The sequence below is a fragment of the Pseudomonas benzenivorans genome, assembly GCF_033547155.1.
Taxonomy (GTDB): Bacteria; Pseudomonadota; Gammaproteobacteria; order Pseudomonadales; family Pseudomonadaceae; genus Aquipseudomonas; species Aquipseudomonas benzenivorans_B.
In genome coordinates, this window is record NZ_CP137892.1 from 3,837,678 (window position 1) to 3,855,541 (window position 17,864).

A 17,864-nucleotide genomic window follows, 5' to 3' on the forward strand; every position below is an offset into this window, starting at 1 on the left:
TTGCGTTTACCGAGGCGCCCAGCGTTACACCAGGTCGAAGCGATCCAGGTTCATCACCTTGGTCCAGGCCGCGACGAAGTCTCGGACGAACTTCTCCTGGCCATCGGCCTGGGCATAGACCTCCGCCAGGGCTCGCAGCTGGGAGTTGGAGCCGAACAGCAGATCGACCACGGTGCCGGTCCACTTCAACTCACCGCTCTTGCGGACACGGCCTTCGAGCACGTTCGCATCCCCCGCCGAGCGCTGCCACTGGGTGCCCATGTCGAGCAGATTGACGAAGTAGTCGTTGCTCAGGACTCCCGGACGCTGGGTGAACACGCCGTGCTGGCTCTTGCCGACATTGGCGTCGAGGGCGCGCAGGCCACCGACCAGCACCGTCATCTCCGGCGCGGTCAGGGTCAGCAGCTGGGCCTTGTCGACCAGCAACTCGGCCGTGAAACCCTCCAGCCCCGGCATCGCGTAGTTGCGGAAGCCGTCGGCCTTGGGCTCGAGCACCGCGAAGGCCTCGATGTCGGTCTGCTCCTGCGTGGCGTCCATGCGCCCCGGACTGAAGGGCACCGTCACCTGGTGCCCGGCCTGCTGGGCGGCGGCCTCCACCGCGGCGCTACCGGCCAGCACTATCAGGTCGGCCAGGGAGATCTTCTTGCCACCGGCGGCCGAGGCGTTGAAGTCCTTCTGGATGCGCTCCAGCGCCGCCAGGACCCTGGCCAGCTGAGCCGGCTGGTTGGCCGCCCAGTCCTTCTGCGGCGCCAGGCGGATCCGCGCGCCGTTGGCCCCGCCGCGCTTGTCGCTGCCGCGGAAGGTCGAGGCCGAGGCCCAGGCGGTGGACACCAGCTCGGCGATCGACAGGCCGGAGGTGAGCACCTCGGCCTTGAGCGCAGACACGTCCTGCGCATCGACCAAGGCGTGGTCGAGGGCCGGAATCGGGTCCTGCCAGATCAGCTCTTCCTGGGGCACCAGCTTGCCCAGGTAACGGGCGCGCGGCCCCATGTCGCGATGGGTCAGCTTGAACCAGGCGCGGGCGAAGGCGTCGGCGAAGGCCTGCGGGTCCTGATGGAAGCGCCGGGCGATCTTCTCGTAAGCCGGGTCCATGCGCAGCGACAGGTCGGCGGTGGTCATCATCGGCGGGTGCTTCTTCGACGGATCGTGGGCGTCGGGGATCAGGTCCTCTGCCTTGCAGTTCTTCGGCGTCCACTGGTGGGCGCCGGCCGGGCTCTTGGTCAGCTCCCACTCGTAGCCGAACAGCATGTCGAAGTAGCCCATGTCCCACTGGGTCGGGTTGGGCTTCCAGGCACCCTCGATACCGCTGGTGGTGGTGTCAGCGCCCTTGCCGCTGCCCAGCTTGTTGATCCAGCCCAGGCCCTGCTCGGCGATATCCGCGCCTTCCGGTTCGGCGCCGACCAGGGCCGGATCGCCGGCACCGTGGGCCTTGCCGAAGGTATGGCCGCCGGCCACCAGTGCCACGGTCTCCTCGTCGTTCATCGCCATGCGGGCGAAGGTTTCGCGCACGTCGCGCCCCGAGGCCACCGGGTCGGGGTTGCCGTCCGGGCCTTCGGGGTTCACGTAGATCAGGCCCATCTGCACCGCCGCCAGTGGGTTGTCCAGCTGGCGGTCACCGGAGTAGCGGCTGTTGGCCTTGTCGCTGGTGGCCAGCCACTCGGTCTCAGCCCCCCAGTAGGTGTCCTCCTCCGGCGCCCAGATGTCGGGACGACCGCCGGCGAAGCCGAAGGTCTTGAAGCCCATGGACTCCAGGGCGACGTTGCCGGCGAGGATCATCAGGTCGGCCCAGGACAGCTTGTTGCCGTACTTCTGCTTGATCGGCCACAGCAGGCGACGGGCCTTGTCGAGGTTGCCATTGTCCGGCCAGCTGTTCAGGGGCGCGAAGCGCTGGTTGCCGGTGCCCGCGCCGCCACGACCATCCGCCACCCTGTAGGTGCCGGCGGCGTGCCAGGCCATGCGAATCATCAGGCCGCCGTAATGGCCCCAGTCCGCCGGCCACCAGTCCTGGGAGTCGGTCATCAGCACGGTGAGGTCCTTGACCACCGCATCCAGGTCGAGGTTCTTGAATGCTTCGGCGTAGTTGAAGCCCTCGTCCATCGGGCTGGACAGTGACGAGTGCTGGTGCAGGGTGTGCAGATTCAGCTGGTTCGGCCACCAGTGTCGGTTCGAGGTGCCACCGCCGGCACTGTGCTTGAGAGCGCTGCCCGAGAACGGGCACTTGGTTTCGGTCGTCATATCGTCTCTACCTTCCTTATTCAGATTCAATCACCCGCCCCGATTGCGCGGCCGGGTGGTGATAGATGAACCGGGGCGCCTAGCGCCGGGCCGGCGTCTCGATCAGCCGACAGTCGTGCGGCGCCAAGCCGACGATCGGATCGCCGCCACGGCTTGCCCGCTAGCCATCTGGCTCATCCGAGCTGTCTCCTTACCGGGTCGAATCGACTGGCCTGCGCCATCGATAGAAACAGCCTAGACCGCGCCCATAAACAGAACCAATGCATTAAGAGCAATTGATCGATAGAGAATTTCTTTTATTGTCCCCATAAAAAACGGGCCTTACGGCCCGTTCGGTATCCCTCACGCCCTCAGGCGATCAGCAGGAAGCCGATAAAGGCCAGGCCCGCCGCGATCAGGGTATAGGGCAATTGGGTCAGTGCATGGCTGATCAGGTTGCACCCCGAGCCCTGGGCAGCCAACACCGTGGAGTCGCTGTAGAAGCAGGCCTGGCTGCCGAAGGCCGAAGCCGAGAGCAAGGCACCGATCACCAGCGGAATATTGGCATCCAGGGCATAGGCCAGCGGCATGACGATAGGAATGGTGACGGCGAAGATGCCCCAGGAGGAGCCGGTGGCGAACGCCAGCAGCGCCATGGCCACGAACACCAATGCCGGCAACAACTGCGCCGTCATATAGGGCTTGAGCGACTCGACGACATACTGCGGCAGCAACAACTGGTCGCACACATCCTTGAAGATGAAGGCCGCGATCACCGTGCCGATGGCCGGCAGCATGGTCTTGAAGCCCTCCATCATCTGCTCGAGCATCTCGTCCAGAGGCATCAGCCCCTGCACCAGGTAGAAGGGCACGACCAAGGCCAGAGTCGCCAGCATGCCCATCCACACGTCGATATCGAAGTAGATGGTGAAACCGACCAGCAACAGCAAGGGCACGAGGAAGTTGTGCAGCTTGCCGCCCTCCTTGTCCGCCTGTGTCAGCTCCTGCTCCACGGCCTGTACGCTCAGCTCGCCGACATGCATGGCGCCAGCCGAACCATGGCGGGCGAGCATCTCGGCCTTGCGCATCGGCCCTATGGCCGGCACTAGACCGGCGGCCACCAGCACCACGAGCAGGACCGACAGCCAGGCATAGAACATATAGGGGATCGCCTCCATGTAGACACCGATGCCCCGCCCGGTTTCGGCGATACCGTTGCTTTCCAACAGGCCGCCGAAGAACACCGCCCAGGTGGACAGGGGAACCAGCACACAGACCGGCGCCGCGGTGGAGTCGACCACATAGGCGAGCATCTCACGGGAGACCTTGAAGCGGTCGGTGACCCGCTTCATGGTCTCGCCCACGGTGAGGGCATTGAGGTAGTCGTCGACGAAGATCACCAGGCCCAGCACGCAGGTCATCAGCAACGAGGAGCGGCGCCCCTTGGCCAGCTTCAGCGCGGCGCGACCAAAGGCCAGCGCACCACCGGTACGCACCAGGAGGGCGATCAGCGCTCCGAAGCTGCCACAAACTAGGATCAGCCAGCCGATGGTTTCGTCCTGCATGACCTTGAGGGAGATCTCGGCAAAACCGCCCAGGGCGGCCTGGGGGCCGAGCAGCAGCAAACCACTGAGCGCACCGAGCACCAGTGCCAGAATGGGGCGACGCAGGAAAATGGCGAGAACCAGGACAACGACGGGGGGAAGCAAACTAAGAGCGGTAGGTTCGGACATGATGTGCAGTTGTTCTTATAAGAGCCGGGTCACGGCGGGATCGAAGACAGACGAACCTTACCCGAGCCGACACATGCACACAATATCAAACGCGACGTGCGGAATATTATTCACAGCAGAAACAAAAAACCGGGCCTAGGCCCGGTTCTTCTCACAACCTGCAACTTACTCGACTGCTTCCACTGCGCCGGCGACCGGACGGTCGACCAACTCAACGTAAGCCATCGGAGCGTTGTCGCCAGCACGGAAACCGCACTTGAGGATGCGCAGGTAGCCGCCCTGACGGGTGGCGTAGCGCTTGCCCAGGTCGTTGAACAGCTTGCCGACGATGGCTTTCGAACGGGTACGGTCGAAGGCCAGACGACGGTTGGCAACGCTGTCTACTTTAGCCAGAGTGATCAGCGGCTCGGCGACGCGACGCAGCTCTTTGGCTTTCGGCAGAGTAGTTTTGATCAGCTCGTGCTCGAACAGCGAAACCGCCATGTTCTGGAACATGGCCTGGCGGTGGGCGCTGGTACGGCTGAGGTGACGGCCACTTTTACGATGACGCATGATTCAATTCCTTACCAAACTCACGTTCGGTGATGATGACGATCAGGCAGTCGCCTTATCGTCTTTCTTCAGACTTGCCGGCGGCCAGTTGTCGAGGCGCATACCGAGGGACAGACCGCGAGAAGCCAGAACATCCTTGATCTCAGTCAGGGATTTCTTGCCCAGGTTCGGGGTTTTCAACAGCTCTACTTCGGTGCGCTGAATCAGATCGCCGATGTAGTAGATGTTTTCTGCCTTGAGGCAGTTGGCCGAACGTACGGTCAGTTCCAGGTCGTCGACCGGGCGCAGCAGGATCGGATCGATCTCGTCTTCCTGCTCGACTACCACAGGCTCACTGTCACCCTTGAGGTCGACGAACGCGGCCAGCTGCTGCTGCAGAATGGTCGCGGCACGACGGATAGCCTCTTCCGGATCCAGGGTACCGTTGGTTTCCAGGTCGATAACCAGCTTGTCCAGGTTGGTACGCTGCTCGACACGAGCGTTTTCCACCACGTAGGACACACGGCGCACCGGGCTGAACGAAGCGTCGAGCTGCAAGCGACCGATGCTGCGGCTCTCGTCTTCGTCGCTCTGGCGCGCGTCGGCCGGCTCATAACCGCGGCCACGGGCCACGGTGAGCTTCATGTTCAACGCGCCATTGGCGGCCAGATTGGCGATTACGTGGTCGCCGTTGACGATTTCGACATCGTGATCCAGCTGAATATCGGCAGCGGTCACTACACCCGAGCCCTTCTTCGCCAGAGTCAGCGTCACTTCGTCGCGACCGTGCAGCTTGACAGCCAGGCCTTTAAGATTGAGCAGGATCTCGATGACATCTTCCTGCACACCTTCGATGGCGCTGTACTCGTGGAGCACACCGTCAATCTCGGCCTCGACTACTGCACAGCCAGGCATGGAGGACAACAGGATGCGGCGCAGCGCGTTGCCCAGGGTATGGCCGAAACCACGCTCGAGAGGCTCGAGGGTGATCTTGGCGCGGGTCGGACTGACCACCTGCACATCAATGTGACGGGGGGTCAGGAACTCATTTACCGAAATCTGCATGGATGCACCTATTTTCTAGCCCTTACTTGGAGTAGAGCTCGACAATCAGGCTTTCGTTGATGTCGGCGGAGAGGTCACTGCGAGCCGGGACGCTTTTGAACACGCCGGACTTCTTCTCAGTGTCCACTTCTACCCATTCAACGCGGCCACGCTGGGCGCACAGCTCAAGAGCCTGAACAATGCGCAGCTGATTCTTCGACTTCTCGCGAACAGCAACGACGTCGCCAGCTTTAACCTGGTAGGACGGGACGTTTACAGTCTGACCGTTGACGCTGATCGCTTTGTGCGAAACCAGCTGACGGGATTCGGCGCGGGTAGCACCAAAGCCCATACGGTAAACCACGTTATCCAGACGGCACTCCAGCAGCTGCAGCAGGTTTTCGCCGGTGGCGCCCTTCTGGCTGGCAGCTTGCTTGTAGTAACCGCTGAACTGACGCTCCAGCACGCCGTAGATACGGCGAACTTTCTGCTTTTCGCGCAGCTGGGTGCCGTAGTCGGACTGACGGCTACGGCGCTGGCCGTGAATACCCGGGGCTGCTTCGATGTTGCACTTCGATTCCAGAGCGCGAACGCCGCTCTTCAGGAACAGATCGGTGCCTTCACGACGAGACAGTTTGCATTTGGGACCAATGTAACGAGCCATTTCTCACTGTCTCCTGATTACACGCGACGCTTCTTCGAAGGACGGCACCCGTTATGCGGGATAGGCGTCACATCGGTGATGCTGGCGATCTTGTAACCGCAGCCGTTCAAAGCACGGACAGCGGACTCGCGACCCGGACCGGGACCCTTGACGTTCACGTCGAGGTTCTTCAGGCCGTACTCCAGCGCAGCTTGACCAGCACGCTCGGCAGCCACCTGGGCAGCGAACGGGGTGCTCTTGCGCGAGCCACGGAAGCCCGAACCACCGGAAGTAGCCCAGGACAGGGCATTGCCCTGACGGTCGGTGATGGTCACGATGGTGTTGTTGAAAGACGCGTGGATGTGGGCGATGCCATCAACCACTGTCTTTTTGACTTTCTTACGAGTACGAGCAGCAGGTTTTGCCATGACTAAATTCCTGTCGATTCGCCAATGCGATTACTTGCGGATCGGCTTGCGCGGGCCCTTACGGGTGCGGGCGTTGGTCTTGGTGCGCTGACCGCGAACCGGCAGACCACGACGATGACGCAGGCCGCGGTAGCAACCCAGGTCCATCAAGCGCTTGATTTTCATGTTCACTTCGCGGCGCAGGTCACCCTCGGTGTTCACCTTGGCAACTTCGCCACGCAGCTGCTCGATCTGCTCGTCAGAGAGATCCTTGATCTTTACCGCCGGATTAACCCCGGTAGCTGCACAGATCTTCTGTGCGGTGGTGCGACCGACACCATAGATGTAGGTCAGCGAGATAACAGTGTGCTTGTTATCCGGAATGTTAACGCCTGCAATACGGGCCATTCAGTGGAACTCCAATTGACAGCTACCTACGCCCCGGAAGCCAAGAAATAGGGCGCGAGATATTAACGCTGTAAAAACAAATAATCAACCCGGCAGCGCACTAGCTGCCGGGCTTATCACGCTTCACTCACACTCAGCCTTGGCGCTGCTTGTGACGCGGCTCCGCGCTGCAGATCACTCGCACGACGCCGTCGCGACGAATAATCTTGCAGTTGCGGCACAGCTTTTTCACCGATGCACGAACTTTCATCACCAACTCCTCGAACCTTATGGACACATCAGCGGAGCATGCCGCTGCCGTAGCCCTTCAGGTTGGCTTTCTTCATCAGGGATTCGTACTGGTGCGAAACGAGGTGCGATTGTACTTGCGACATAAAGTCCATCACAACCACCACCACGATCAGCAACGAGGTCCCGCCAAGGTAGAACGGTACGTTGGCCGCCACCACCAGGAACTGGGGCAACAAGCATACGGCCGTCATGTACAGAGCACCGAACATGGTCAAACGGGTCAACACGCCATCGATATAGCGCGCGGACTGCTCGCCCGGACGGATACCCGGAATAAAGGCACCGGACTTCTTCAGGTTTTCCGCTACGTCTTTCGGATTGAACATCAGCGCCGTATAGAAGAAGCAGAAGAAAACGATCCCTGCACTAAACAGCAAAATGTTCAACGGCTGACCAGGAGCGATAGCCTGCGAAATATCCTGCAGCCAGCCCATACCCTCGGACTGACCGAACCAGGAACCCAGCGAGGCCGGGAACAACAGAAGGCTGCTGGCAAAAATAGCCGGGATGACCCCCGCCATGTTCACCTTCAACGGCAGGTGGCTGGTCTGCGCGGCAAACACCTTGCGACCCTGTTGACGCTTGGCGTAATGCACCGCAATGCGACGCTGACCACGCTCAATGAACACCACGAAACCGATGATCGCTACTGCCAACAAACCGATGGCGATCAGCGCGAAAATGTTGATATCGCCCTGACGCGCAGACTCGAAGGACTGCCCGATCGCCGCCGGCAGACCGGCCACGATGCCGGCAAAAATCAGCATCGAGATGCCATTGCCAACACCGCGCTCGGTGATCTGCTCGCCCAGCCACATCATGAACATCGCGCCCGCCACGAAGGTGGTGACCGCAACGAAGTGGAAGCCGAAATCGACCGAGAACGCAACGCCCTGACTCGCCAGCCCCACGGACATGCCGATGGCCTGGACGAATGCCAGGACGAGAGTGCCGTAGCGGGTGTATTGACTGATCTTGCGACGACCAGCCTCACCTTCCTTCTTCAACTGCTCCAGCTGCGGGCTGACGGCGGTCATCAGCTGCATGATGATCGAGGCCGAGATATACGGCATGATCCCCAGTGCAAAGATGCTCATCCGCTCCAGCGCGCCGCCGGAAAACATGTTGAACAGGCTAAGAATGGTCCCCTCATTCTGTCGAAACAGGTCCGCCAGCCGGTCGGGGTTGATACCCGGAACTGGGATGTGTGCGCCGATCCGGTAGACGATGATCGCCATGAACAGAAAGCGCAGTCGAGCCCAGAGCTCGGATAACCCGCCATTGCTGAGCGCTGAGAGAGCACCTTGCTTAGCCATTTAGTCCTCGAACTTACCGCCAGCTGCTTCGATAGCCGCGCGCGCACCCTTGGTGGCGGCGATACCTTTAAGGGTGACCGCGCGAGTAACCTCACCGGACAGCATGACTTTCACACGCTGCACGTTTTGGTTAATCAGGTTGGCATCCTTCAGCGCCTGCAGAGTAACGACGTCGCCTTCGATCTTGTTCAGCTCGGAGGTACGCACTTCGGCGCGATCCATAGCCTTCAGGGATACGAAGCCGAACTTGGGCAGACGACGGTGTAGAGGCTGCTGGCCGCCTTCGAAACCCGGAGCAATGGTGCCGCCGGAGCGCGAGGTCTGACCCTTGTGGCCGCGGCCACCGGTCTTGCCCAAGCCGCTACCGATGCCACGGCCCGGACGGTGCTTCTCGCGACGGGAACCCGGCGCAGGACTCAAATCGTTCAGGTACATGGATTAACCCTCCACGCGCAGCAGATAGTAAGCCTTGTTAATCATGCCGCGGTTTTCCGGAGTATCCAGAACCTCAACGGTGTGATTGATGCGACGCAGGCCCAGGCCCTTGACGCAAGCTTTGTGGTTGGCCAGACGGCCGTTCACGCTCTTGATCAGCGTGACTTTTACGGTATTAGCCATGGTTAGAGAATCTCCTCGACGCTCTTGCCACGCTTGGCCGCAACAGACTCCGGAGACTGCATAGCCTTCAGACCCTTGAAGGTGGCATGCACCACGTTCACTTGGTTGGTCGAGCCGTAGCACTTGGCCAGAACGTTCTGCACACCCGCCACTTCCAGCACCGCACGCATGGCGCCGCCGGCGATGATACCGGTACCCTCGGAGGCCGGCTGCATGTAAACCTTGGAGGCGCCGTGGGCGGCCTTCATGGCGTACTGCAGGGTGGTGCCGTTCAGGTCAACCTGGATCATGTTGCGACGCGCGGCTTCCATCGCCTTCTGGATGGCGGCCGGCACTTCACGGGACTTGCCACGGCCGAAACCGACGCGACCCTTGCCATCACCCACCACGGTCAACGCGGTGAAGGTGAAGATACGGCCACCCTTAACGGTTTTGGCAACGCGGTTAACCTGTACCAGCTTCTCGATATAGCCTTCGTCGCGCTTTTGGTCGTTATTTGCCATAACTTAGAACTCCAGCCCGCCTTCACGAGCAGCATCGGCCAGCGCCTTGACGCGACCGTGGTACTTGAAGCCAGAACGGTCGAATGCGACCTGAGTCACACCAGCGGCTTTCGCACGCTCAGCAACCAGCTGACCAACTTTCGTGGCCGCGTCGACGTTGCCAGTGGCGCCATCACGCAGTGCTTTGTCCAAGGTCGAGGCGCTGGCCAGAACCTTGCTGCCGTCGGCCGAAATGACCTGGGCGTAAATGTGCTGCGAGGAGCGGTACACGCACAGACGCACGACTTCGAGCTCGTGCATTTTCAGGCGTGCTTTGCGCGCGCGACGCAGTCTTGTTTCTTTCTTGGCGGTCATGTGCTAGCCCTACTTCTTCTTGGCTTCTTTACGACGGACGACTTCGTCTGCGTAACGAACACCTTTGCCCTTGTAAGGTTCAGGACGACGGAAGTCACGAATTTCCGCGGCAACCTGACCAACCAATTGCTTGTCGACACCCTTGATCAGGATATCGGTCTGGCTCGGGGTTTCGGCGGTCACGCCTTCCGGCAACTGATAGTCGATCGGATGGGAGAAGCCCAGCGCCAGGGACAGCACCTGGCCCTTGGCTTGCGCCTTGTAACCGACGCCGACCAGCTGGAGCTTGCGCTCGAAGCCTGCGCTAACACCGATCACCATGTTGTTGACCAGGGCGCGGGTGGTACCGGCCATTGCACGATTCTGCTGGTCGCCGTTGCGCGCGGCAAAACGCAGCTCATCGGCTTCCTGAATCACTTCAACAGACGAGTGGACCTTCAGCTCCAGAGTACCCTTGGCACCCTTTACCGAAAGCTGCTGACCGGCGAGTTTGATCTCGACACCGGACGGCAGCTTGACGGGGTTCTTAGCAACGCGAGACATGGCTATCCCCCCTTAGAACACAGTGCAGAGCACTTCGCCGCCGACACCGGCAGCGCGCGCAGCGCGATCCGTCATCACACCCTTGTTGGTGGAGACGATGGATACGCCGAGACCGCCACGAACCTTCGGCAGATCATCGACGGACTTGTACTGGCGAAGGCCTGGACGGCTCACGCGCTTCACTTCCTCGATGACCGGACGGCCTTCGAAGTACTTCAGCTCGATGGACAGCTGCGGCTTGCTTTCGCCGCTGATCTGATAACCCGCAATATAACCTTCGTCTTTCAAAACTTTGGCTACAGCCACCTTCAGCGTGGAAGACGGCATGCTTACGACGGACTTTTCAGCCATCTGGGCATTACGGATACGAGTTAGCATGTCCGCTAACGGGTCCTGCATACTCATGGGCTAGACGCTCCTGATACAAAAAGAATTAGCCTTTCGGCTAAGAGTCACCGAATGCTCCGGGCAGAATACAGCCCAGGCTCAGGCGAGCCGAGCATTCTAGAGACTGCTCAAAAATGAATCAAGCCCCAGAGGGGCCTGATTCACAGAAAGACAAAGCCGGCGCTAGGCCGGCTTCGCTTTTTACCAGCTGGCTTTCACCAGACCCGGCACATCGCCACGCATGGCTGCTTCGCGCAGCTTGATACGGGACAGACCGAACTTACGATACACGCCGTGCGGACGACCGGTAACGCGGCAGCGGTTGCGCAGGCGCGAGGCGCTGGCATCACGCGGCTGCTTCTGCAGGGCTACCTGGGCCTCCCAACGCGCTTCCGGAGCGGAGTTCGGGTTGGCGATGATAGCCTTCAGCTCGGCACGCTTCTTCGCGTACTTGGCTACCGTTTGCTGACGCTTCAGCTCACGGTTCTTCATGCTCATTTTGGCCATGATCCAACTCCAATCAGTTGCGGAACGGGAATTTGAAGGCACGCAGCAGGGCGCGACCTTCGTCATCCGTACGGGCAGTGGTGGTCAGGGTGATGTCCAGGCCACGCAGCGCATCGATCTTGTCGTAATCGATTTCCGGGAAGATGATCTGCTCTTTCACGCCCATGCTGTAGTTGCCACGACCGTCGAAGGACTTGGCATTCAGGCCGCGGAAGTCACGCACGCGCGGCAGGGAGATGGACAGCAGACGATCCAGGAACTCGTACATACGCTCGCGGCGCAGGGTTACCTTGACGCCGATCGGCCAGCCTTCACGAACCTTGAAGCCTGCAATCGACTTACGGGCATGAGTCACAACGACTTTCTGACCGGTGATCTTTTCCAGGTCGGCTACCGCGTTCTCGATGACTTTCTTGTCGCCGATCGCTTCGCCCAGGCCCATGTTCAGGGTGATCTTGGTGATACGCGGAACTTCCATCACGTTCGCGAGCTTAAGTTCTTCCTTAAGCTTCGGCGCGATTTCTTTCCGATAAATCTCTTTTAGTCGTGCCATGGTCTTCTACCTAGCAGTGTTCAAGCATCAACCGCTTTTTGGGTCGACTTGAAGACACGAATTTTCTTACCGTCTTCAACCTTGAAACCAACGCGGTCAGCCTTGTTGGTCTCGCTGTTGAAAATGGCCACGTTAGAAGCGTGCAGCGGCGCTTCCTTCTCAACGATACCGCCTTGAACGCCCGACATCGGGTTCGGCTTGGTATGGCGCTTGACCAGGTTGATCCCGCCAACGACCAGACGGTCGTCAGCGAGAACCTTCAGCACCTTACCGCGCTTACCCTTGTCTTTGCCGGCGATCACGATGATCTCGTCGTCACGACGAATCTTTTGCATGTCGGATCTCCTTACAGCACTTCAGGGGCGAGCGAGACGATCTTCATGAACTTCTCGGAACGCAGTTCACGGGTCACGGGCCCGAAGATACGGGTGCCGATCGGCTCTTGCTTGTTGTTCAGCAGAACAGCAGCGTTGCCGTCGAAGCGGATGATCGAACCGTCGGCACGGCGAACGCCGTGACGGGTACGAACCACGACCGCGGTCATGACCTGACCTTTCTTCACTTTGCCGCGCGGAATTGCTTCCTTGACGGTGACCTTGATGATGTCGCCGATGCCGGCGTAGCGACGATGGGAGCCGCCCAGCACCTTGATGCACATGACACGGCGTGCACCACTGTTGTCAGCCACATCGAGCATGGATTGAGTCTGAATCATAAAATTTCTCCGACCCCTAGCCCTTAGACTTCGACTGCGCGTTCGAGGACTTCAACCAGGGCCCAAGACTTGGTCTTGGCCAGCGGACGGGTTTCACGGATGGAAACCTTGTCGCCGATGTGGCACTGATTGTTCTCGTCGTGCGCGTGCAGCTTGGTCGAACGCTTGACGTATTTGCCGTAGATCGGGTGCTTGACGCGACGCTCGATCAGTACGGTGATGGTCTTGTCCATCTTGTCGCTGACAACACGGCCGGTCAGCGTACGGACTGTTTTTTCGGCTTCAGCCATGATCACTTACCTGCCTGCTGGTTGAGCACAGTTTTCACACGAGCGATGTCGCGCTTAACTTGCGAGAGCAGGTGAGACTGCCCCAACTGGCCAGTTGCCTTCTGCATGCGCAGATTGAACTGGTCGCGCAGCAGGCCGAGCAGTTGCTCGTTCAGCTGCTGTGCTGATTTTTCACGAAGCTCATTCGCTTTCATCACATCACCGTCCGCTTAACAAAGGTGGTGGCGAGCGGCAGCTTTGCAGCAGCCAGGGCGAAAGCCTCACGCGCCAGCTCTTCGGAAACGCCTTCGATCTCGTACAGGACCTTGCCTGGCTGGATCTGGGCTACCCAATATTCAACGCCACCCTTACCTTTACCCATCCGCACTTCGAGAGGCTTCTTGGTAACCGGCTTGTCCGGGAACACGCGAATCCAGATCTTGCCGCCACGCTTAACGTGACGAGTCAGAGCACGACGAGCGGACTCGATCTGGCGGGCGGTGAGACGACCGCGGGCAACAGACTTCAGCGCGAACTCGCCGAAGCTGACCTTGCTACCGCGCTGAGCCAGGCCACGGTTGTGGCCGGTCATCTGCTTGCGGAACTTCGTACGCTTTGGTTGCAACATTTGGCGTACCCCTTACTTGGCAGCTTTTTTACGAGGAGCGGGCGCCTGCGGCTTCAGCTCTTCCTGGCGGCCACCGATGACCTCGCCCTTGAAGATCCAAACCTTGACACCGATCACACCGTAGGTGGTGTGCGCTTCGTAGGTGTTGTAGTCAATGTCGGCACGCAGGGTGTGCAGCGGCACACGACCTTCGCGATACCACTCGGTACGTGCGATTTCCGCACCGCCGAGACGACCACTTACCTGGATCTTGATGCCCTTGGCACCAATGCGCATGGCGTTCTGTACGGCGCGCTTCATGGCGCGACGGAACATCACACGACGCTCCAGCTGCTGGGCGACGCTCTGGGCAACCAGCATCGCGTCGAGCTCCGGCTTGCGGATCTCTTCGATGTTGATGTGTACCGGTACACCCATTTGCTTGGTCAGGTCCTGGCGCAGCTTCTCAACATCTTCACCTTTCTTGCCGATCACGATACCGGGACGGGCGGTGTGGATGGTGATGCGTGCGGTTTGAGCCGGGCGAGCAATGTCGATACGGCTTACGGACGCGCTTTTTAGTTTGTCTTGGAGATACTCACGCACCTTCAGATCAGCGAACAGGTAGTCCGCATAAGTCCGACCGTCTGCGTACCAGACGGAGGTGTGATCCTTGACGATTCCCAGGCGAATGCCAGTGGGATGTACTTTCTGACCCATCTGATCGACTCCGTTACTTGTCCGCAACCTTGACAGTGATATGGCAAGACCGCTTGACGATGCGATCAGCGCGGCCTTTGGCACGCGGCATGATGCGCTTCAGCGAACGCCCTTCGTTGACGAACACGGTGCTGACCTTCAGGTCATCAACGTCTGCGCCTTCGTTGTGCTCGGCGTTGGCAACGGCCGACTCCAGCACCTTCTTCATGATTTCCGCGGCTTTCTTACTGCTGAAAGCCAACAGGTTGAGCGCTTCGCCCACCTTCTTCCCGCGGATCTGGTCGGCGACCAAGCGGGCTTTCTGGGCGGAGATTCGAGCGCCCGACAACTTAGCGGCTACTTCCATCTTTCCTTACCCCTTAACGCTTGGCTTTCTTGTCAGCCACATGCCCACGGTAGGTGCGGGTAGCGGCGAACTCGCCCAGTTTGTGGCCGACCATGTCTTCGTTCACGAGAACCGGGACATGCTGGCGACCGTTATGCACAGCGATGGTCAGACCGACCATCTGCGGCAGGATCATGGAACGGCGCGACCAGGTTTTCACCGGCTTGCGATCGTTCTTCTCCACCGCCACTTCGATCTTCTTCAGTAGGTGAAGATCAATAAAAGGACCTTTTTTCAGAGAACGTGGCACTGTCGTATCCCTCTATTTACTTGCGACGACGGACGATCATGTTATCGGTGCGCTTGTTACCACGAGTCTTCGCGCCCTTAGTCGGGAAGCCCCATGGAGACACCGGATGACGACCACCAGAGGTACGACCTTCACCACCACCGTGCGGGTGGTCGACCGGGTTCATGGCAACACCACGAACGGTCGGGCGAACGCCACGCCAGCGCTTGGCACCGGCCTTACCCAGCGAACGCAGGCTGTGCTCGGTGTTCGAGACTTCGCCCAGGGTCGCGCGGCACTCGGCCAGCACTTTGCGCATCTCGCCGGAGCGCAGACGCAGAGTCACATAGACGCCTTCACGAGCGATCAGCTGAGCCGAAGCGCCAGCGGAACGTGCGATCTGAGCGCCCTTGCCCGGCTTCAGCTCGATACCGTGAACGGTCGAACCCACCGGAATGTTGCGCAGCTGCAGGCTGTTACCGGCCTTGATCGGCGCCATTGCACCGGACACCAGCTGATCGCCGGCACTCACGCCCTTCGGGGCGATGATGTAGCGGCGCTCGCCGTCGGCGTACTTCAGCAGAGCGATGTGAGCAGTACGGTTCGGATCGTACTCGATGCGCTCGACAGTGGCCGGAATGCCATCTTTGTCGTTGCGACGGAAGTCGACCAGACGGTAATGCTGCTTGTGGCCACCACCGATATGACGGGTGGTGATACGGCCATTGTTGTTACGACCGCCAGACTTCGACTTCTTCTCGAGCAGCGGAGCGTAAGGAGCGCCTTTGTGCAGCTCCTGGTTGACCACCTTGACCACAAAACGGCGGCCAGCGGAAGTCGGTTTGCATTTAACGATTGCCATGATGCACCCCTTCCTTACTCAGCACTGCTGGCGAAATCGAGATCTTGGCCCGGCTGAAGGGAGATGATCGCCTTCTTCCAGTCGTTACGCTTGCCCAGACCGCGAGCGGTGCGCTTGCTCTTACCCAGAACGTTCTGAGTAGTCACGCGCTCGACCTTCACGCTGAACAGGCTTTCGACGGCCTTCTTGATTTCCAGCTTGGTTGCATCGGTTGCAACCTTGAAAACGAACTGACTTTTCTTGTCAGCCAGAAGTGTGGCCTTCTCGGAGATGTGCGGGCCAAGCAGCACTTTGAATACGCGTTCCTGGTTCATCCCAGCAGCTCCTCGAATTTCTTCACGGCAGAAACGGTGACCAGCACCTTTTCGTACGCGATCAGACTGACCGGATCGGAACCCTGCACGTCACGAACATCGACATGCGGCAGGTTGCGCGCGGCCAGGTACAGATTCTGGTCAACAGCATCGGACACGATCAGAACATCGTTCAGACCCATGCCGTTCAGCTTGCTCAACAAGGCCTTGGTCTTCGGCGCCTCTACAGAGAAGTCCTCGACCACGACCAGACGATCGCTACGCACCAGCTCGGCAAGAATGGAACGCAGCGCAGCGCGATACATCTTCTTGTTCAGCTTCTGGTCGTGATTCTGCGGGCGAGCCGCGAAGGTCACACCACCGCCACGCCAGATCGGACCACGGGAGGTACCGGCACGGGCACGACCGGTGCCCTTCTGACGCCATGGACGCTTGCCGCCGCCAGACACGTCGGAACGGGTCTTCTGCTGCTTGCTGCCCTGACGGCCGCCAGCCATGTAGGCCACAACTGCTTGGTGAACCAGGGTCTCGTTGAACTCGCCACCGAAGGTCGCTTCGGAAACTTCGATCGCCTGAGCGCCATTTACATTTAATTGCATGTCAGCTTCCCCTTAACCGCGAGCCTTGGCTGCCGGACGCACAACCAGGTTGCCGCCAGTAGCGCCAGGCACGGCACCCTTGACCAGCAGCAGGTTGCGTTCAGCGTCGACGCGCACAACTTCGAGGGACTGCACAGTCACACGCTCAGCACCCATGTGACCGGACATTTTCTTGCCCTTGAAGACGCGACCCGGAGTCTGGCACTGGCCAATGGAACCCGGAACGCGGTGGGACACGGAGTTACCGTGAGTGTTGTCTTGGCCGCGGAAGTTCCAACGCTTGATGGTACCGGCAAAGCCTTTACCCTTGGACTGACCGGTGACATCCACCAGCTGACCAGCTTGGAAAATTTCAGCGTTGATCTGGTCGCCGGCCTGGTACTCGCCCTCTTCCAGGCGGAATTCCCAAACACCACGACCCGCCGCGACGTTCGCCTTGGCGAAGTGACCGGCCTGAGCCTTGCTGACACGAGAGGCGCGGCGCTCGCCGACAGTGACCTGCACTGCACGGTAGCCATCGGACTCCTCGGACTTGAACTGGGTGACGCGATTCGGCTCGATCTCGATGACCGTGACCGGAATGGAGACACCTTCTTCGGTGAAAATGCGGGTCATGCCGCACTTACGACCGACTACACCAATAGTCATGTTGTAAACCTCATGAGTGTACGGGGCTTTCACCCGCTATGGCCGCCCATTTCAGAGCGTTACACGACTAAAACCCCAGGGTTTTAGCCGAGGCTGATCTGCACTTCCACGCCAGCCGCAAGATCGAGCTTCATCAGCGCGTCGACGGTTTTATCCGTCGGCTGGACGATGTCCAGAACACGCTTGTGGGTACGAATTTCATACTGATCCCGCGCATCTTTGTTGACGTGCGGAGAAGTCAGTACGGTGTACCGCTCTTTGCGGGTAGGCAGAGGAATCGGACCACGCACCTGAGCACCAGTACGTTTCGCGGTTTCCACGATTTCCTGGGTAGATTGATCGATCAGGCGATGGTCAAAAGCCTTCAACCGAATACGGATTTGTTGGTTTTGCATTTTGACCTCAGATTCCAAGCTGCTATTCCCAACGGACGCAATACGCCCGTTAAAAGGAGGCGCAATTCT

General features: G+C 59.7%; 30 protein-coding genes. All 30 read right to left on the reverse strand.

The features are described 5' to 3' along the window. Nucleotides 1-24: 24 nt before the first annotated feature. The 30 genes from katG to rpsJ all read right to left on the reverse strand — a co-directional run bounded on the left by katG (nt 25) and on the right by rpsJ (nt 17,795). Nucleotides 25-2,235: a catalase/peroxidase HPI gene (katG, locus tag SBP02_RS17810; RefSeq protein WP_318643697.1), complete on the reverse strand. Its 2,211-nt coding sequence runs from the start codon at nt 2,233-2,235 to the stop codon at nt 25-27. Nucleotides 2,236-2,585: 350 nt separating this feature from the next. Then, nucleotides 2,586-3,947 (reverse strand): Na+/H+ antiporter NhaC family protein, encoded by a 1,362-nt coding sequence (locus SBP02_RS17815; protein WP_318643698.1) that lies wholly within the window; start codon nt 3,945-3,947, stop codon nt 2,586-2,588. Nucleotides 3,948-4,112: 165 nt separating this feature from the next. Next, nucleotides 4,113-4,499, reverse strand: coding sequence for a 50S ribosomal protein L17 (gene rplQ / locus SBP02_RS17820; protein WP_318643699.1), 387 nt, complete (start codon nt 4,497-4,499; stop codon nt 4,113-4,115). A 42-nt stretch (nt 4,500-4,541) separates the two neighbouring features. Further along, nucleotides 4,542-5,543, reverse strand: a complete 1,002-nt coding sequence (locus tag SBP02_RS17825; RefSeq protein WP_213641485.1) for a DNA-directed RNA polymerase subunit alpha — start codon at nt 5,541-5,543, stop codon at nt 4,542-4,544. Nucleotides 5,544-5,565: 22 nt separating this feature from the next. Next, nucleotides 5,566-6,186, reverse strand: a complete 621-nt coding sequence (gene rpsD / locus SBP02_RS17830; RefSeq protein ID WP_213641486.1) for a 30S ribosomal protein S4 — start codon at nt 6,184-6,186, stop codon at nt 5,566-5,568. Nucleotides 6,187-6,203: 17 nt separating this feature from the next. Next, nucleotides 6,204-6,593 (reverse strand): 30S ribosomal protein S11, encoded by a 390-nt coding sequence (rpsK, locus tag SBP02_RS17835; protein WP_013789773.1) that lies wholly within the window; start codon nt 6,591-6,593, stop codon nt 6,204-6,206. Between the two features lie 30 nt (nt 6,594-6,623). Next, on the reverse strand, nt 6,624-6,980 hold the full coding sequence (gene rpsM / locus SBP02_RS17840; protein ID WP_318643701.1) for a 30S ribosomal protein S13: 357 nt from the start codon (nt 6,978-6,980) through the stop codon (nt 6,624-6,626). Between the two features lie 133 nt (nt 6,981-7,113). Then, complete coding sequence (gene rpmJ, locus SBP02_RS17845) at nt 7,114-7,230, reverse strand: 50S ribosomal protein L36 (RefSeq protein WP_003281814.1); 117 nt, start codon at nt 7,228-7,230, stop codon at nt 7,114-7,116. 28 nt (nt 7,231-7,258) lie between these two features. Further along, a complete protein-coding gene (secY, locus tag SBP02_RS17850) occupies nt 7,259-8,587 on the reverse strand; it encodes a preprotein translocase subunit SecY (RefSeq protein ID WP_318643703.1) in 1,329 nt (442 codons plus the stop codon). Next, nucleotides 8,588-9,022: a 50S ribosomal protein L15 gene (gene rplO, locus SBP02_RS17855; protein ID WP_318643704.1), complete on the reverse strand. Its 435-nt coding sequence runs from the start codon at nt 9,020-9,022 to the stop codon at nt 8,588-8,590. A 3-nt stretch (nt 9,023-9,025) separates the two neighbouring features. Continuing rightward, nucleotides 9,026-9,205, reverse strand: coding sequence for a 50S ribosomal protein L30 (gene rpmD / locus SBP02_RS17860; RefSeq protein WP_298118328.1), 180 nt, complete (start codon nt 9,203-9,205; stop codon nt 9,026-9,028). 2 nt (nt 9,206-9,207) lie between these two features. Beyond that, nucleotides 9,208-9,708 (reverse strand): 30S ribosomal protein S5, encoded by a 501-nt coding sequence (rpsE, locus tag SBP02_RS17865; RefSeq protein ID WP_255837040.1) that lies wholly within the window; start codon nt 9,706-9,708, stop codon nt 9,208-9,210. 3 nt (nt 9,709-9,711) lie between these two features. Then, nucleotides 9,712-10,062, reverse strand: a complete 351-nt coding sequence (gene rplR, locus SBP02_RS17870) for a 50S ribosomal protein L18 (RefSeq protein WP_213641492.1) — start codon at nt 10,060-10,062, stop codon at nt 9,712-9,714. 9 nt (nt 10,063-10,071) lie between these two features. After that, nucleotides 10,072-10,605, reverse strand: coding sequence for a 50S ribosomal protein L6 (gene rplF, locus SBP02_RS17875; RefSeq protein ID WP_318643706.1), 534 nt, complete (start codon nt 10,603-10,605; stop codon nt 10,072-10,074). A 12-nt stretch (nt 10,606-10,617) separates the two neighbouring features. After that, nucleotides 10,618-11,010 carry a 30S ribosomal protein S8 gene (gene rpsH / locus SBP02_RS17880; RefSeq protein WP_160347652.1) on the reverse strand — a complete coding sequence of 131 codons (393 nt, stop codon included), beginning with the start codon at nt 11,008-11,010 and terminating at the stop codon, nt 10,618-10,620. A 183-nt stretch (nt 11,011-11,193) separates the two neighbouring features. Continuing rightward, nucleotides 11,194-11,499 carry a 30S ribosomal protein S14 gene (gene rpsN / locus SBP02_RS17885; RefSeq protein ID WP_318643707.1) on the reverse strand — a complete coding sequence of 102 codons (306 nt, stop codon included), beginning with the start codon at nt 11,497-11,499 and terminating at the stop codon, nt 11,194-11,196. A gap of 13 nt (nt 11,500-11,512) precedes the next feature. Further along, nucleotides 11,513-12,052, reverse strand: coding sequence for a 50S ribosomal protein L5 (gene rplE / locus SBP02_RS17890; RefSeq protein ID WP_013789764.1), 540 nt, complete (start codon nt 12,050-12,052; stop codon nt 11,513-11,515). Nucleotides 12,053-12,072: 20 nt separating this feature from the next. Continuing rightward, nucleotides 12,073-12,387: a 50S ribosomal protein L24 gene (gene rplX, locus SBP02_RS17895; protein ID WP_318643709.1), complete on the reverse strand. Its 315-nt coding sequence runs from the start codon at nt 12,385-12,387 to the stop codon at nt 12,073-12,075. Nucleotides 12,388-12,398: 11 nt separating this feature from the next. Continuing rightward, complete coding sequence (gene rplN / locus SBP02_RS17900) at nt 12,399-12,767, reverse strand: 50S ribosomal protein L14 (protein ID WP_003243907.1); 369 nt, start codon at nt 12,765-12,767, stop codon at nt 12,399-12,401. Between the two features lie 23 nt (nt 12,768-12,790). Continuing rightward, nucleotides 12,791-13,057, reverse strand: coding sequence for a 30S ribosomal protein S17 (rpsQ, locus tag SBP02_RS17905; RefSeq protein ID WP_031303185.1), 267 nt, complete (start codon nt 13,055-13,057; stop codon nt 12,791-12,793). A 2-nt stretch (nt 13,058-13,059) separates the two neighbouring features. After that, nucleotides 13,060-13,251: a 50S ribosomal protein L29 gene (rpmC, locus tag SBP02_RS17910; protein WP_002555481.1), complete on the reverse strand. Its 192-nt coding sequence runs from the start codon at nt 13,249-13,251 to the stop codon at nt 13,060-13,062. Then, nucleotides 13,251-13,664, reverse strand: coding sequence for a 50S ribosomal protein L16 (gene rplP / locus SBP02_RS17915; RefSeq protein ID WP_003243901.1), 414 nt, complete (start codon nt 13,662-13,664; stop codon nt 13,251-13,253). The genes rpmC and rplP overlap by 1 nt, the downstream gene beginning before the upstream one ends. A 12-nt stretch (nt 13,665-13,676) precedes the next feature. Then, entirely contained in the window at nt 13,677-14,363 is a 687-nt protein-coding gene (gene rpsC, locus SBP02_RS17920; RefSeq protein WP_318643766.1) for a 30S ribosomal protein S3, read from the reverse strand. A gap of 13 nt (nt 14,364-14,376) precedes the next feature. Then, entirely contained in the window at nt 14,377-14,709 is a 333-nt protein-coding gene (gene rplV / locus SBP02_RS17925) for a 50S ribosomal protein L22 (RefSeq protein ID WP_003103908.1), read from the reverse strand. A 13-nt stretch (nt 14,710-14,722) separates the two neighbouring features. Then, nucleotides 14,723-14,998 carry a 30S ribosomal protein S19 gene (gene rpsS, locus SBP02_RS17930; protein ID WP_090444963.1) on the reverse strand — a complete coding sequence of 92 codons (276 nt, stop codon included), beginning with the start codon at nt 14,996-14,998 and terminating at the stop codon, nt 14,723-14,725. A 16-nt stretch (nt 14,999-15,014) separates the two neighbouring features. Next, nucleotides 15,015-15,839, reverse strand: coding sequence for a 50S ribosomal protein L2 (gene rplB, locus SBP02_RS17935; RefSeq protein WP_318643773.1), 825 nt, complete (start codon nt 15,837-15,839; stop codon nt 15,015-15,017). Nucleotides 15,840-15,853: 14 nt separating this feature from the next. Continuing rightward, a complete protein-coding gene (rplW, locus tag SBP02_RS17940) occupies nt 15,854-16,153 on the reverse strand; it encodes a 50S ribosomal protein L23 (RefSeq protein ID WP_069901955.1) in 300 nt (99 codons plus the stop codon). Then, complete coding sequence (gene rplD / locus SBP02_RS17945; protein WP_318643774.1) at nt 16,150-16,752, reverse strand: 50S ribosomal protein L4; 603 nt, start codon at nt 16,750-16,752, stop codon at nt 16,150-16,152. The genes rplW and rplD overlap by 4 nt, the downstream gene beginning before the upstream one ends. 12 nt (nt 16,753-16,764) lie before the next feature. After that, nucleotides 16,765-17,400, reverse strand: a complete 636-nt coding sequence (gene rplC / locus SBP02_RS17950) for a 50S ribosomal protein L3 (protein ID WP_318643775.1) — start codon at nt 17,398-17,400, stop codon at nt 16,765-16,767. A gap of 83 nt (nt 17,401-17,483) precedes the next feature. Beyond that, nucleotides 17,484-17,795 carry a 30S ribosomal protein S10 gene (gene rpsJ / locus SBP02_RS17955; protein WP_213641498.1) on the reverse strand — a complete coding sequence of 104 codons (312 nt, stop codon included), beginning with the start codon at nt 17,793-17,795 and terminating at the stop codon, nt 17,484-17,486. Nucleotides 17,796-17,864: the final 69 nt, after the last annotated feature.

Coding starts and splice junctions, on each gene's coding strand:
- katG (WP_318643697.1), bottom strand. CDS start 2,235: ATGACGACCGAAACCAAGTGCCCGTTCTCGGGCAGCGCTCTCAAGCAC.
- SBP02_RS17815 (WP_318643698.1), bottom strand. CDS start 3,947: ATGTCCGAACCTACCGCTCTTAGTTTGCTTCCCCCCGTCGTTGTCCTG.
- rplQ (WP_318643699.1), bottom strand. CDS start 4,499: ATGCGTCATCGTAAAAGTGGCCGTCACCTCAGCCGTACCAGCGCCCAC.
- SBP02_RS17825 (WP_213641485.1), bottom strand. CDS start 5,543: ATGCAGATTTCGGTAAATGAGTTCCTGACCCCCCGTCACATTGATGTG.
- rpsD (WP_213641486.1), bottom strand. CDS start 6,186: ATGGCTCGTTACATTGGTCCCAAATGCAAACTGTCTCGTCGTGAAGGC.
- rpsK (WP_013789773.1), bottom strand. CDS start 6,593: ATGGCAAAACCTGCTGCTCGTACTCGTAAGAAAGTCAAAAAGACAGTG.
- rpsM (WP_318643701.1), bottom strand. CDS start 6,980: ATGGCCCGTATTGCAGGCGTTAACATTCCGGATAACAAGCACACTGTT.
- rpmJ (WP_003281814.1), bottom strand. CDS start 7,230: ATGAAAGTTCGTGCATCGGTGAAAAAGCTGTGCCGCAACTGCAAGATT.
- secY (WP_318643703.1), bottom strand. CDS start 8,587: ATGGCTAAGCAAGGTGCTCTCTCAGCGCTCAGCAATGGCGGGTTATCC.
- rplO (WP_318643704.1), bottom strand. CDS start 9,022: ATGTACCTGAACGATTTGAGTCCTGCGCCGGGTTCCCGTCGCGAGAAG.
- rpmD (WP_298118328.1), bottom strand. CDS start 9,205: ATGGCTAATACCGTAAAAGTCACGCTGATCAAGAGCGTGAACGGCCGT.
- rpsE (WP_255837040.1), bottom strand. CDS start 9,708: ATGGCAAATAACGACCAAAAGCGCGACGAAGGCTATATCGAGAAGCTG.
- rplR (WP_213641492.1), bottom strand. CDS start 10,062: ATGACCGCCAAGAAAGAAACAAGACTGCGTCGCGCGCGCAAAGCACGC.
- rplF (WP_318643706.1), bottom strand. CDS start 10,605: ATGTCTCGCGTTGCTAAGAACCCCGTCAAGCTGCCGTCCGGTGTCGAG.
- rpsH (WP_160347652.1), bottom strand. CDS start 11,010: ATGAGTATGCAGGACCCGTTAGCGGACATGCTAACTCGTATCCGTAAT.
- rpsN (WP_318643707.1), bottom strand. CDS start 11,499: ATGGCCAAAATGAGCATGAAGAACCGTGAGCTGAAGCGTCAGCAAACG.
- rplE (WP_013789764.1), bottom strand. CDS start 12,052: ATGGCACGACTAAAAGAGATTTATCGGAAAGAAATCGCGCCGAAGCTT.
- rplX (WP_318643709.1), bottom strand. CDS start 12,387: ATGCAAAAGATTCGTCGTGACGACGAGATCATCGTGATCGCCGGCAAA.
- rplN (WP_003243907.1), bottom strand. CDS start 12,767: ATGATTCAGACTCAATCCATGCTCGATGTGGCTGACAACAGTGGTGCA.
- rpsQ (WP_031303185.1), bottom strand. CDS start 13,057: ATGGCTGAAGCCGAAAAAACAGTCCGTACGCTGACCGGCCGTGTTGTC.
- rpmC (WP_002555481.1), bottom strand. CDS start 13,251: ATGAAAGCGAATGAGCTTCGTGAAAAATCAGCACAGCAGCTGAACGAG.
- rplP (WP_003243901.1), bottom strand. CDS start 13,664: ATGTTGCAACCAAAGCGTACGAAGTTCCGCAAGCAGATGACCGGCCAC.
- rpsC (WP_318643766.1), bottom strand. CDS start 14,363: ATGGGTCAGAAAGTACATCCCACTGGCATTCGCCTGGGAATCGTCAAG.
- rplV (WP_003103908.1), bottom strand. CDS start 14,709: ATGGAAGTAGCCGCTAAGTTGTCGGGCGCTCGAATCTCCGCCCAGAAA.
- rplB (WP_318643773.1), bottom strand. CDS start 15,839: ATGGCAATCGTTAAATGCAAACCGACTTCCGCTGGCCGCCGTTTTGTG.
- rplW (WP_069901955.1), bottom strand. CDS start 16,153: ATGAACCAGGAACGCGTATTCAAAGTGCTGCTTGGCCCGCACATCTCC.
- rplD (WP_318643774.1), bottom strand. CDS start 16,752: ATGCAATTAAATGTAAATGGCGCTCAGGCGATCGAAGTTTCCGAAGCG.
- rplC (WP_318643775.1), bottom strand. CDS start 17,400: ATGACTATTGGTGTAGTCGGTCGTAAGTGCGGCATGACCCGCATTTTC.
- rpsJ (WP_213641498.1), bottom strand. CDS start 17,795: ATGCAAAACCAACAAATCCGTATTCGGTTGAAGGCTTTTGACCATCGC.